The 13,016-nt window shown below is 37.9% G+C and carries 11 protein-coding genes; 10 read left to right on the top strand and 1 reads right to left on the bottom strand.

The window, feature by feature from the left end; genetic code table 11:
- Nucleotide 1: 1 nt before the first annotated feature.
- From BkAM31D_RS16305 to meaB, 10 genes are all read left to right on the top strand, one after another.
- On the top strand, nt 2-460 hold the full coding sequence (locus tag BkAM31D_RS16305) for a chemotaxis protein CheW (protein WP_066153614.1): 459 nt from the start codon (nt 2-4) through the stop codon (nt 458-460).
- Between the two features lie 28 nt (nt 461-488).
- Entirely contained in the window at nt 489-848 is a 360-nt protein-coding gene (locus tag BkAM31D_RS16300; protein ID WP_066152964.1) for a response regulator, read from the top strand.
- Nucleotides 849-1,047: 199 nt separating this feature from the next.
- Nucleotides 1,048-1,707 (top strand): potassium channel family protein, encoded by a 660-nt coding sequence (locus tag BkAM31D_RS16295; RefSeq protein ID WP_066152962.1) that lies wholly within the window; start codon nt 1,048-1,050, stop codon nt 1,705-1,707.
- A gap of 119 nt (nt 1,708-1,826) precedes the next feature.
- Entirely contained in the window at nt 1,827-2,573 is a 747-nt protein-coding gene (locus BkAM31D_RS16290) for a hypothetical protein (RefSeq protein ID WP_157076789.1), read from the top strand.
- Nucleotides 2,574-2,703: 130 nt separating this feature from the next.
- On the top strand, nt 2,704-3,000 hold the full coding sequence (locus tag BkAM31D_RS16285) for an IDEAL domain-containing protein (RefSeq protein WP_066152955.1): 297 nt from the start codon (nt 2,704-2,706) through the stop codon (nt 2,998-3,000).
- Nucleotides 3,001-3,294: 294 nt separating this feature from the next.
- Nucleotides 3,295-3,933 carry a TetR/AcrR family transcriptional regulator gene (locus tag BkAM31D_RS16280; RefSeq protein ID WP_066152953.1) on the top strand — a complete coding sequence of 213 codons (639 nt, stop codon included), beginning with the start codon at nt 3,295-3,297 and terminating at the stop codon, nt 3,931-3,933.
- A 21-nt stretch (nt 3,934-3,954) separates the two neighbouring features.
- Complete coding sequence (locus tag BkAM31D_RS16275) at nt 3,955-5,505, top strand: acyl-CoA carboxylase subunit beta (RefSeq protein ID WP_066152950.1); 1,551 nt, start codon at nt 3,955-3,957, stop codon at nt 5,503-5,505.
- Between the two features lie 110 nt (nt 5,506-5,615).
- On the top strand, nt 5,616-7,649 hold the full coding sequence (locus BkAM31D_RS16270; protein WP_157076788.1) for a methylmalonyl-CoA mutase family protein: 2,034 nt from the start codon (nt 5,616-5,618) through the stop codon (nt 7,647-7,649).
- Between the two features lies 1 nt (nt 7,650).
- Complete coding sequence (gene scpA / locus BkAM31D_RS16265) at nt 7,651-9,813, top strand: methylmalonyl-CoA mutase (RefSeq protein WP_066152945.1); 2,163 nt, start codon at nt 7,651-7,653, stop codon at nt 9,811-9,813.
- A 161-nt stretch (nt 9,814-9,974) separates the two neighbouring features.
- Nucleotides 9,975-10,976 carry a methylmalonyl Co-A mutase-associated GTPase MeaB gene (meaB, locus tag BkAM31D_RS16260; protein WP_066152944.1) on the top strand — a complete coding sequence of 334 codons (1,002 nt, stop codon included), beginning with the start codon at nt 9,975-9,977 and terminating at the stop codon, nt 10,974-10,976.
- Between the two features lie 238 nt (nt 10,977-11,214).
- On the opposite strand, the gene BkAM31D_RS16255 is transcribed toward meaB, so the two are convergent.
- Nucleotides 11,215-12,966, bottom strand: coding sequence for a B12-binding domain-containing radical SAM protein (locus BkAM31D_RS16255; protein WP_066152941.1), 1,752 nt, complete (start codon nt 12,964-12,966; stop codon nt 11,215-11,217).
- Nucleotides 12,967-13,016: the final 50 nt, after the last annotated feature.

Raw genomic sequence — 13,016 nt, 5'->3', positions numbered from 1 at the left:
CATGAGGAGGTCAACGGAGTTGTCTACTGAAATAATTAGTAAACAAGAAATGAAAGTGATTATCTTTCAATTAAAAGATGAAGAATATGCAATCGAAGTGGATTATATTCAATCTATTGAGAGAATGCAGCCCGTTACACGTATTCCTCGTACGTTTCCCTTTGTAACAGGGGTAATGAATTTACGTGGAGTGATAACCCCAATCATTGATTTGAGAAAACGATTTGGAATTGAAGAAAAAGAAATCGATGATGCAACACGCATTTTGGTCATTTCAAAAGGTCAACTTGAAATGGGAATGATTGTTGATGGGGCTAATGATGTAATTGATATTCCAATAGAAAAGATAGAGCCTCCGCCGGAAGTCATTGGAGGAAAAGAAATCGATTATTTAAGAGGTGTTGTAAAGCTTCAGAATCGATTATTTACGTTACTAGATTTAGACAAAGTAATAGCATAATTTTGAGAATTGTAATGAGGTGAATCGAATGGCGTCAGTACTAATTGTTGATGATGCAGCGTTTATGCGAATGATGATAAAGGATATTTTAATGAAAAATGGTTTCGACATCGCGGGTGAAGCCGCTAATGGAGCTGAAGCAGTTGAGAGATACAAGGAATTAAAACCAGATCTTGTAACAATGGATATTACGATGCCAGAGATGGATGGGATTCAAGCATTAAAGGAAATTAAACAAGTAGATGCGAGCGCAAAAGTGATTATGTGCTCTGCAATGGGCCAACAATCAATGGTAATTGATGCGATTCAGTCCGGTGCAAAGGATTTTATCGTAAAACCTTTTCAAGCAGACCGTGTAATAGAAGCAATTAAAAAAGTGTTAAGCTAATGTCGGTACACCCTCAACGATTGGAATAAAAGTTGAGGGTGTTTTTTTAGCCTCAGGAACGATCAGTAAACATGGTCAGCAAAATAAATACATAAGATAGGGAATGGAATTTCGCTGAGCTAATAGATGAATGGTATAATGAGAAATAGAAAGAAAAAATGAACATGAAGATTCTCATGGTAGAGGAGAGTAGAATAAAATGGTAAAAAAACAATTTGCTGTAATTGGACTCGGGCGATTTGGCAGCAGTGTTTGTAAGGAACTTTATAAACAAGGTCATCAAGTTTTAGCCATTGATTCTAATGAAGAAAAAGTAAATGAAATGACACGCTATTCGACTCATAGTGCCATTGCTAATGCGACGGATGAAAAAGCATTACAGTCGTTAGGGATTCGGAATTTTGATTATGTAGTCGTTGCGATTAGTGGGGATATTCAATCAAGTATATTGTGCACGCTCGTTCTAAAAGAATTTGGTGTCGAGAACGTTTGGGTCAAAGCACAAAATTATTACCATCAAAGAGTCCTAGAAAAAATAGGCGCTGATAGAATCGTTCACCCTGAACAAGATATGGGGATTCGGATTGCTCAGCATTTAACTTCAGAAAAAATTGTTGATTACATAGAGCTTTCTGCTGATTACAGTATTGTCGAATTAATTGCAACGAATAAAGTAGCGAAAAAATCTTTAATTGATTTAGATATTCGTGCAAAGTATGGCTGTACAATATTAGGAATCAAAAGAGGCGAAGACATCAATATTGCTCCGACACCTACTGATCATATTGAAAGAGATGATATTCTTATAGTGATTGGACATAAAAATGACTTGAAACGTTTTGAAGATGAGGGAATGTAGAGAGCTAATCCTTTTTTATTTACATTTATGATTTTAAAAATCCCAGACTAGGGTTTTTTAGTATGATAATAGAAGTTACTAGCTTGTAAATGATTTGTAAGAGAATGGAGAGAATGACGTTGAAACAAAAATATCATGAAACATTAGATACCTTTTTTATAAAAGTTGTTGATCGTCCTGAGGAAATTCGAGGACTTGATTTAAATCATATAGTAGAAAAGCAAATGCTCGAGTCTCTTATTGAAAAAAGAACGGAATGCATTCAGGCGACTGACCATAGAGCAGGTGGGGCAAATATGATGAAGTGGTTGGGCAATTTAGTAACGGCTCACCTTTACTTTCTATTTGTTGAAAATAAGTCGTTATCTTATCAGCAATTAGCCTTCGTTGATGAAGGGAAAGATGCATATATGGAAGTCATACAACCTATATTAGAGGAGGTTCCGCTGGCTGGACGACTAGAGTATATTCGAGAAAACCTATCACAGCTTTTTGCAACATGTAGACCGTTGTTTGAAGGTATTTCAAAATCGTCTGGACTTTCCATCCAACAGACATGGGGACTAATAGCCAATCCTTTTTATAATCATATTGATTCCTGGATCAATAATGGGGATGCAAAACAGGTCGAAATAAATCTTGAACTGCTAAAATCAATTACACCTAGCGTTTTTGGATTGAAGCGAAATCCTTATGATGTAACATTCCGTTATGTTTCTAGTTGGCAAGACGCGAATAAATCAGTGCGAATAAAGGCGGCTTGTTGTATGAGTTATCTGAAGGCAGAAGGTAATTATTGTTTTTCATGTCCAAAGCTCTCACCTGAGAAACGATTAGCTCGTGGGGAACAGTCGTCTAGCAAATAGGAACTAACATTTACCTGTATCACCTTAATCTATACTTCTGGTTATGATGTTAATAATTTTCATGAATAAGATGTTTGAAACATTTACCAAACGGGTATTTTAGAAGTAACAGATTACAGGAGGGATACATATGTTGAATGATTTTGCGATGGACCCTAATGTTACGAGACAGTTGAAAGTAATTCGCAGTTTAGAATCAAGATCTGAAGATACGGTAAAATCTCTTTACGCACAAGCTGTTCTTGAATACTCCTTTTATTATTACAAAAAGAAACAGTTATACGATCGGATCGATCATGCTCTAGTTACAAAAGATGAGCAATTATTTACAGAAGCAACAGCAGAATATATTCAGCTGATTGAATCACATCAAGAAGGAAAAACGGTTAGTGAAAACGGGTTTGAGCTTTACTTGAATTTTGACTGACTTATATAGTAAGAAATAAAAAAGACATTTAGGTCGAGGCCTGAATGTCTTTTTTATGCATCTAAGTGAATAAATAGTAAAACGGTGTGCACAAGAGAAATGTTTAGGTTATAGGTATTTAATGCTCTTTTGAAAAATACATATTTACAAAAGATGAAAGATTTAAGATAATAGTGTAAACGGTTACAAAATAATCAATTGACAATAATTGAAATATTTTGTAAAATCTCTAACAGACTAACCAGTCGGTTAGAGATTGTTAATTTACCATAACTGAAAGGCGGGTGAGGTTGAATGAAGAAAAAACCGACAAGAGAACGAATAATTGAAGCTGCTTTACTTCTTTTTGAGGAGAGTGGATTTCATGCTGTAACAGTAGATCGCATTGTCAAGGAGAGTGGAACTTCGAAGGGCGGCTTTTATCATAACTTTAAATCAAAAGATGAGTTGCTTTATACAGTTCATGATTCATTTATTACATACATTCTAGATAAAGCAGAAGATGCTTACCAAAGGTATTCAACTCCCGCTGAACGATTGTACGAAACCGTTAAATCATTTGTGATGATGTTCGAAATGTACCGGCCACACGTGACCGTTTTTTATCAGGAGTCTCTATACTTAAGTAAAGAATATTTTGAAACGATTAAAAAGAAACGAAGTCGCTATAAGAAGATGATGTTTCGTTTAGTAGCTGAAGGAATTGAATGTGGAGAATTTCGCGAAGAGATTCCTGTACCGATCACATCTATGGCAATCTTTGGAATGACGAATTGGACGTATAAATGGTACAAAGAGACTGGGCAATATACAATTGAAGACATTGCCGATATTTACGCAGACCTTGTAATGAATGCTGTACTGACAAAAGAAGCAAGTGTAAAGCCTGAATATAAACGCTTTTTCTTAACGAATAAACATGCATTAAAATAACGTCTAAGGAGGCAACTTCAGATGGATATGATTGATTATATTAATGAGATGGAGGACCGTCGAGAGAAAGTGAAGCTTGGTGGAGGTTACGATCGGATAGAAGCACAGCATGATAGAGGGAAATTAACGGCTAGAGAACGTATTGATTTGCTAATTGATGAAGAGACATTTGTCGAGCTTAACCCATTTATTGAATATCGCGGTGCAGAATTTCATGCTTCTGAAGCTCCAGGCGAAGGAGTTGTAACAGGTTACGGCAAGGTGAATGGAAGATTGGTTTTTCTATTTGCCCAAGACTTCACTGTGTTTGGTGGGGCGCTAGGCGAGATGCATGCCCTTAAAGTTGCGAAGATTATGGACTTGGCTGTGGAAAATGGTGCTCCTATCATTGGTTTAAATGACTCTGGTGGGGCGCGTATCCAAGAAGGTGTTTTATCATTAGATGGGTATGGCCATATCTTTTATCGCAATTCAATTTATTCAGGGGTTGTGCCGCAAATTTCAGTTATATTAGGACCGTGTGCGGGAGGTGCGGTCTACTCACCTGCCATAACAGATTTTGTCTTTATGGTCGAGAAAACGAGTCAAATGTTTATCACAGGACCTAAAGTTATAGAAAGTGTAACAGGAGCCAAAATCAATACAGAAGATTTAGGCGGGGCTAAAGTGCATTCAAGTGTTAGTGGAAATGCACACTTCACAGGTGAAACGGAGGAAGAAGTTCTATTAGCAGTAAGAAGGCTAATTGACTTCTTACCCTCCAATAATGAAGAGAAAGCAAAACGTGTGGAACCAAACCATAAACGTCCTGTTCACGAAAGAGTTCAAGAACTAATAGATGTGGTACCGGTCGATGGAACAAAAGTTTATGACGTACGAAAAGTCATAAAGTTAATTGTCGATGATGAAATGTTTATGGAAGTTCAATCCTCTTTTGCTAAAAACATTGTAGTTGGTTTCGGAAGAATTGAGGGGGAAACGGTTGGGATTGTCGCAAACAACCCTAAGATGATGGCTGGAGGATTAGATATCAATTCTTCAGATAAGTGTTCGAGGTTTATTAGATTCTGTGATTGTTTTAATATTCCTCTTATAACATTCGAAGATGTAAGCGGTTTTATACCTGGAATTCAACAAGAGCATGGAGGTATTATCCGACATGGAGCAAAAATTTTATATGCTTATTCTGAAGCAACGGTTCCGAAAATTACGGTGATAGTAAGAAAGGCTTTTGGTGGAGCATATGTCGCATTAAATAGCAAAGCAATTGGAGCAGATTTAGTGTTTGCATGGCCAAATGCTGAAATTGCTGTTATGGGACCAGAAGGTGCAGCTAATATTATTTTTGCTAAGGAAATAAAAGATAGTGAACAACCAGAGGAAACTAGAAGACGGAAAATTGCTGAGTACAGGTCAAAGTTTGCCAATCCTTATGTTGCAGCTGCTAATGGGATGGTCGATGATGTCATTGATCCTCGTGATACGAGAAAGAGTTTGGCACAAGGATTGGAAATGTTACGAAATAAAAAGAAGCAGTTACCAAAGAAGAAGCACGGGAATATCCCACTATAACAAGAAGGATTTGGGGCTAGCGCCAAATGCTTTACTAGTGAAAAGAGCACGCTCCATACAAATAGGCAAGGAGGAGTGAGCGGTTTGCCCTTTTGGTAACCGCGCCAATTATGAATAATAAACTTGAAAATACACTTTCTCATGATTTTCCAATTCCAACCTATCAACAGTGGCGTGAAACGACAGAAAAAGCTCTTAAAGGTAAGCCTTTTGAAACGTTATTGACAAAGCTTCTCGATGATATTGTTATTGAACCAATGTATCAGCAAAAAGATTTGGAAAACTGTTCAACGTTACGGATGGAACCTGGTGTCTACCCTTTTATAAGAGGAAATGAAGTACTTCCAAAAGCATGGAACATTTCTCAAGAGTTAGAAGCTCCAACTCCAAAGCTATTAAATGAACTTATTAAACATGATTTAAAAAGAGGACAGAATGTACTTCACATCGTTTTAGAGAAAAACATGAAAAATGGAAACATCCCTAGTGTGAAGGAAAATGGTTATGGGGTACCTATCTATGATCTAAATGATGTAAAAACAACTATTAAGGACATAGATTTAACAAGTTATCCTTGGCATATAGATGCGGGCATGGTGAATATCCCGTTATTAGCTGCATTAAGCGAAGTAACAGACCGACTAGAAGGTACGATCGCTGCCGATCCAATCCATCAACTTATTCAAGAAGGAAAAGGGTGTTATTCTTTCAAAGCAAGCTTTGATTATATGAAAATAGCAGTAGAGTGGGCAAAGGAAAAGCATAATGGGCTTAGAACCGTACTAGTCCAAACACACGCATACCATAATGGTGGCATTAGCCCATGTCAAGAGTTGGCGATTGCCCTTGCTACCGGAGTAACATATGTAAACGAGTTGATGGATCGAGGTGTGTCAGCTACGGATGCTGGGAAGTCGATCACATTTTCGTTTTCAATCGGCAATGAGTTCTTTACTGAATTGGCGAAAATTCGTGCTGCTAGATTATTATGGGCAGCAATTATGAGAGAATTTGGTGCGAGTGAACAAGGTCAAAAAATGTCTGTTCATGCACGCACGTCATCGTTAACGAAAACGAAACAGGATCCATATGTAAATTTGCTTAGAGGAACAAGTGAAGCTTTTGCAGCAGCGGTTGCTGGAGTTGATAGTATCCATGTGAGTCCACTTGATGAAGCTCTACACAGACCATCTGCCTTTTCAAGAAGAATAGCTAGAAATACATCTTTGATTTTACAAGAAGAAGCATATATTCATGTAACGAAAGATCCTGCAGGAGGCTCTTGGTATGTCGAAGCGCTTACTGAAAAGGTAGCTCAAACTGCTTGGGCAATTTTTCAGGAAATTGAAAAGGCTGGAGGAATGATTCCGGCCTTAAGGAAAGGTCTGATTCAAGATTGGGTAGAGAATAGCTGGGAACAAAGGAAAGTCGAAATAGAACAGCGAAAAAAAACCATTGTAGGTGTGAATCGATATGTAAGCGAGAATATTGCTATGCCTCCAAATGCTGATACCTACCGAGCAGAGGTAAAAGAATATGCCTCTAAAGTGATAGAGGATGTTAATGATATAGGAAGATTAAAACGAATATCAATGGAACATATACGTGCTTTATTAATGAATAAGACTCCTATTCATGTTATACACAACCTTTTACAAGAAGGCTGTAACGGTGAACAGTTATCACCAATAGAAACAAAGCGATTAGCTGAGGCATTTGAACATCTAAAAAAGCAAGCAAAAGTTCTGAAGGAAAAAAGAGATGGACAGTTGATTGTTCAATTGATTGGGGTAGGGGTATTTGCTAATCACAAAACTCGTGTAGATTTTTCCAGTGAGTTCTTTCGTAGTGGTGGCTTCGATGTTCGTTATTCAAGTGTTACAAATGAAAGCGAAATAGTTGAAGCTGCAGGAGATTCCCAAATTATTGTCCTATGCGGTGATGATCAATCCTATCATGAGCATGCTATACGGTTGGTCAGCGCTTTAAAAAACGATCCAACGAAAATCATTCTTCTAGCAGGACGCCAAAACGAAGTATTTGAAAAACAACTCCTTTCAGTGGGGGTGGATCAATTTATCCATATGAAAACAAATGCTTATCGTGTGCTAAAAGAGTTACTAACTAAGATAGGGGGAGAGTAAAATGAGCCATAAGCCAAATTTCAAAACGATGCCCTTCCCGTCTCAAGTAAATAATGGAACGAGCGAGAGTAAATGTGTGGATCAACCGACAGCATCTTTTCAAACAATGGAGCAAATACCCATTAAGCCAGTCTATACGAATAAAGATACAGAAGGAATGAACCATTTGGATTATGTTGCAGGAATAGCTCCTTTCTTCAGAGGACCTTATCCTGCAATGTACAAAGCGAGACCGTGGACAGTACGGCAGTATGCGGGCTTCTCAACAGCTGAGGAAAGCAATGCCTTTTATCGTCGTAATTTAGCAGCAGGACAAAAAGGTTTGTCAATTGCCTTTGACTTAGCTACCCATCGAGGGTACGATTCAGATCACCCGCGGGTTGTAGGAGATGTAGGGAAAGCAGGGGTTGCTGTAGATTCTATTTTAGATATGAAAATCTTGTTTGATAAAATCCCGTTAGATCAAATGTCAGTCTCCATGACAATGAACGGTGCGGTTCTTCCAATTATGGCATTCTATATTGTTGCAGCAGAAGAACAGGGTGTAGCACTAGAGAAGTTATCAGGAACGATTCAAAATGATATTTTAAAAGAATACATGGTTCGAAACACATATATTTACCCACCCGAACCTTCAATGAAGATTATCGCAGATATCTTTGAGTACACATCTAAATATATGCCTAAATTTAATAGCATTAGTATTTCAGGCTATCACATGCAGGAGGCAGGAGCTACAGCAGATATCGAACTTGCATACACATTAGCTGATGGACTAGAGTATGTCCGAACAGGAATGAAAGCAGGATTAGACATTGATCAATTTGCTCCAAGACTTTCTTTCTTTTGGGCGATAGGAATGAATTATTATATGGAAGTCGCAAAAATGCGGGCGGCGAGGTTAATATGGGCGAAGTTAATTAAACCTTTTAATCCTAAAAATGATAAATCATTAGCGCTTCGCACCCATTCACAAACGTCAGGGTGGAGTCTAACTGAACAAGACCCCTATAACAATGTCGTGCGAACGTGTATTGAGGCTATGGCTGCCGCTTTAGGACATACACAATCTCTTCATACAAACGCCCTTGATGAGGCGATTGCATTACCTACAGATTTTTCTGCGAGAATCGCTCGTAATACTCAGCTGTACTTACAAGAGGAAACTGGAATAACCAATGTACTTGATCCGTGGGGCGGCTCTTTTTATTTAGAGACATTAACGACAGAATTAATGAATAAAGCTTGGTCGCATATTCAAGAAATTGAGGAATTAGGCGGGATGGCCCAAGCAATTGAAACAGGGTTGCCTAAGATGAGGATTGAAGAGGCAGCAGCTAGAAGACAAGCACAAATTGATTCAAAGAAAGAAACAATTATAGGGGTTAATAAATATAGATTAGACCATGAAGAAGAGTTAGATATTTTAAATATTGATAATACAGCAGTAAGAGAAGCCCAAATTCAAAGGCTTAAAATGTTGCGTCAAAATCGAGATGAAAAACAAGTACAACTAGCTCTAAATGAACTAATGAAAGCTGCTAAAGAAGGAAAAGGGAATTTATTAGAACTTGCTGTAAATGCTGCAAGAGCACGTGCTAGTCTTGGAGAGATCTCGATGGCCTATGAAAAAGTAGTGGGTCGACATAAGGCTGTCATTCGTTCTATTAGTGGAGTGTATCGATCAGAGTTTGGAGAAAAAGAAGAGATGGAGAAAATTAGGGAATTAACAGATCAATTTGCTGAAAATGAAGGAAGGCGCCCACGAATTATGATTGCAAAGATGGGCCAAGATGGCCATGATCGTGGGGCGAAAGTTATCTCCACGGCATTTGCCGATATGGGATTTGACGTTGACATTGGTCCTTTATTTCAAACGCCAGAAGAAGCTGCACTTCAGGCAGTTGAAAATGATGTGCATATCCTTGGGATGAGCTCGTTAGCAGCAGGTCATAAAACGCTTTTGCCACAAGTAGTTGAAGAACTAAAAAGATTAGAAAGAGAAGACATTATGGTTATTATTGGTGGTGTCATACCAGCTCAAGATTATCAATTTTTAAAAGAGAAAGGCGCTACGGCCATTTTTGGTCCAGGTACTGTCATTCCAGTAGCGGCACAGGAAATTATGAAAGAGTTAAATAAGAGACTCGGTTATGATAGGTAAGAAGAGGAAGAGGGTACTGAGAAAACTCCATAGAACGGTAATAGTTTTCTTTCACTGTACAACCTGATACGAAAGAGTCCTTCGTATCAGGCTTAACATAAAGCGGTAGCCTTAAGAATGCATACTTCCTCTTTTTCTCACAAGCAAAAGGAGGTGGATAGATGAGGCGAAATGTACTTACCGTCGATGAGTATGTAAATGGAATAAAAGCTAACAATAGAGCTATTTTGGCTAGAGCGATCACTTTAGTCGAAAGCAATGCAGACCGCCATTTTACTTTAGCGCAAGACGTATTAACGTCTATTATGTCAGCTACAGGTCAATCGATTCGAATAGGAATAACCGGAGTTCCTGGAGCCGGGAAAAGTACGTTTATTGAAGCACTTGGAGTTATGCTGGCGGATAAGGGACATAAAGTCGCTGTTTTGGCCATTGACCCATCGAGTTCTATTTCACAAGGGAGTATCCTTGGTGATAAGACTAGGATGGATCAATTGTCAAGGCATCCTAATGCTTTCGTTCGTCCGTCACCTTCAGGTGGAACATTAGGAGGAGTTGCTAGAAAGACAAGAGAGTCGCTGTTGCTTTGTGAGGCTGCAGGCTATGACATTATTATTGTTGAGACAGTAGGGGTGGGCCAAAGCGAAATAACGGTGCGCTCAATGGTAGATTGTTTTCTCGTATTGATGTTAACTGGAGCAGGAGACGAGCTACAGGGAATGAAAAAAGGAATTATGGAAATGGTAGATATTATGCTCATTAACAAGGCAGATGGTAAGAACAAAATCATAGCTGAAAAGGCTAAATTGGAGTTTGAACGGATTGTTCATATGCTTCCAAAAACGACTGAGGGGTGGCAGACGGCTGTAAGGGCGGTTTCTTCAATAGAAGGAACAGGAATTAAAGAGAGTTGGGATACGGTTGAGCAGTTTTGCAAGCATATGAAAGAGACAAATCAATTCCAAGCAAGAAGGAAAGAACAAGCTGCCAATTGGTTCCATTCGCTATTAGAAGAACAGATTTTAAAGAACTTTTATGAAAATAAAGAGATTCAAAGAACCTTGCCCCAGCTTAAGCAAGAGGTAGTAAATGGTGACATTAGTGCGACGTTAGCTGCTATTACTTTGCTTACTAAATACAATCAAGACTCTGGTCAACATTAATATATAAATTGTAGATCAAGTGAAGTAAAATAGTCCTATAGTCATTGTGGAGAGAGGCTGAATATTGTAAGGACTTAGGTATTCCTCTTGCTCAAGGTTATTACTTCGGGAAACCAAATGAAAGACCTATACAGGCTGATGAAGTTTATGAGAGAGACATCCGTTGTTTCCTTTGAATTCTAGCAAATGAAAGGTGACTAGAAAGGATATGTAATCCTTACTGTCACCTTTTAAAATGTTACTGGGAGTTTACAGTTAAATGTTCAAGTGGAGTTGGAAAGACAAGTGTCTTATTTGTTTTTGGATGGAAATAAGCGATGATGAGGCTGTCACCTTGCTTTATTTCGTTATTTGTTAAATGAAATGGTACCGTCTCAATCATTGTGTGTTTGTGCAAGTCTTTTTCACTTAATGCTAATTCAGCAAATTGTGAAGAAACAAGAGTTGGTTGTTTGGCAATGACTTTTAAGTAATGAGATTGTTCTTCCTTAGATAAAGAGAAGTTCCACCATGTTTTCCGTGGTTTATGTTTGTGATTCTCAAAGAAATCAATCATCATTAATCCACGAATTGTTTCTAGATTCTTCGTAGAACGATCCATTAAAAATTCGTTTAATCTAGCAAAAAGGTCTTCTAATTGGTGTCCAATTCTTGCCCAGCCTCGCTTGTCCCAAAAGTCGCCGAACTCTTGAAAGAAGTCAAACGCTGAATCAAATTCTTTTTCAACTAAATATTTAATTGTTCGGTCCATTCGATGATCATTCCAGTATTTTTCAAGAACATCTTCTACACGCTTCATTCTGATAATCTCATCAAAGCTCAGCACATTGTTTTTTAATATTTCATATGGGGAGTGGTCCATATACACATAGTCGTGTTGTTCTGCACGGATTCGTAATCCTGTCCCGCGAAGCATTTTCAAGAAACCTAATTGTAGTTCTTCTGGTCTCATCTCAAATACGTCATTAAAGGTTTTTCGAAACGATTGATAATCTTCTTCGGGCAAACCTGCAATTAAATCGAGATGCTGATCAATTTTACCGCCTTCTTTTACCATCGTAACAGTCCGCTTTAACTTTTCAAAGTTTTGACGGCGCATCACAAGCTCATTTGTCGCATCATTTGTAGATTGAACGCCAATTTCAAACCTGAAAATTCCTTTAGGTGCATGTTCGTTAAGGAAAGTCAGTACTTCAGGTCTCATAATATCTGCCGTAATCTCAAATTGAAATACGCAGCCCTGATGATTGTCTATTAAAAATTGAAAAATCTCTAAGGCATAATCACGCTTAATATTAAAAGTACGATCAACAAACTTGATTAATTTAGCACCATTTTCAATTAAGAACAATAAATCTGCTTTCACCCGGTTGATATCAATGTATCGAACTCCAACTTCAATAGATGAAAGACAAAATTGACAACTATAAGGACAGCCGCGGCTTGTTTCGAAATACGTAACTCGTTTTGTTAATCCATCCAAGTCTTCAGGAAAACGATAAGGTGTTGGCACCTCGTCAAGTTTCAACTTAGGTCTAGGGGCAGTGAGAATCACTTCCCCTTCTTTACGATAGGCAAGGCCAAAAACCATATGGTATTTCTCAGTTGAATTGATTTCCTCAAGCAAGTGTTTAAATGTTTCTTCTCCTTCGCCAACGACAATAAAGTCAACATTTTCAAGTGAAGTTAGCCATTCTTTTACATCGTAAGAGACTTCTGGTCCTCCTAGGATAATCTTTGTATTAGGTAATACCTTCTTTAGAAGGTTGATCACTTTAATGGTTTCTTCAATGTTCCATATATAACAACTAAACCCTATAACATCAGGCTTTTTTTCAAAAAGATCTGAAACAATGTTCATGGTTGGATCTTTTATTGTATATTCAACCATTTCTATCGGAAACTCAGGTTCTGCATATGCTTTTAGACAACGTAATGCTAAACAAGTATGAATGTATTTTGCATTTAACGTCGTAACGACGATTTTCATTAATACCCCTCAATTCTATTCTTTTACTCCGTACTGTATCATAACACAAC

The sequence above is a fragment of the Halalkalibacter krulwichiae genome (genome assembly GCF_002109385.1).
Classification (GTDB): Bacteria; Bacillota; Bacilli; order Bacillales; family Bacillaceae_D; genus Halalkalibacter; species Halalkalibacter krulwichiae.
This window is presented reverse-complemented; position numbering and strand designations above follow the sequence as displayed.

Excerpts from the sequence above, each read along its gene's own strand:
- BkAM31D_RS16305 (WP_066153614.1), top strand. The coding sequence starts at position 2 with ATGAGGAGGTCAACGGAGTTGTCTACTGAAATAATTAGTAAACAAGAA.
- BkAM31D_RS16300 (WP_066152964.1), top strand. The coding sequence starts at position 489 with ATGGCGTCAGTACTAATTGTTGATGATGCAGCGTTTATGCGAATGATG.
- BkAM31D_RS16295 (WP_066152962.1), top strand. The coding sequence starts at position 1,048 with ATGGTAAAAAAACAATTTGCTGTAATTGGACTCGGGCGATTTGGCAGC.
- BkAM31D_RS16285 (WP_066152955.1), top strand. The coding sequence starts at position 2,704 with ATGTTGAATGATTTTGCGATGGACCCTAATGTTACGAGACAGTTGAAA.
- BkAM31D_RS16280 (WP_066152953.1), top strand. The coding sequence starts at position 3,295 with ATGAAGAAAAAACCGACAAGAGAACGAATAATTGAAGCTGCTTTACTT.
- BkAM31D_RS16275 (WP_066152950.1), top strand. The coding sequence starts at position 3,955 with ATGGATATGATTGATTATATTAATGAGATGGAGGACCGTCGAGAGAAA.
- BkAM31D_RS16270 (WP_157076788.1), top strand. The coding sequence starts at position 5,616 with ATGAATAATAAACTTGAAAATACACTTTCTCATGATTTTCCAATTCCA.
- scpA (WP_066152945.1), top strand. The coding sequence starts at position 7,651 with ATGAGCCATAAGCCAAATTTCAAAACGATGCCCTTCCCGTCTCAAGTA.
- meaB (WP_066152944.1), top strand. The coding sequence starts at position 9,975 with ATGAGGCGAAATGTACTTACCGTCGATGAGTATGTAAATGGAATAAAA.
- BkAM31D_RS16255 (WP_066152941.1), bottom strand. The coding sequence starts at position 12,966 with ATGAAAATCGTCGTTACGACGTTAAATGCAAAATACATTCATACTTGT.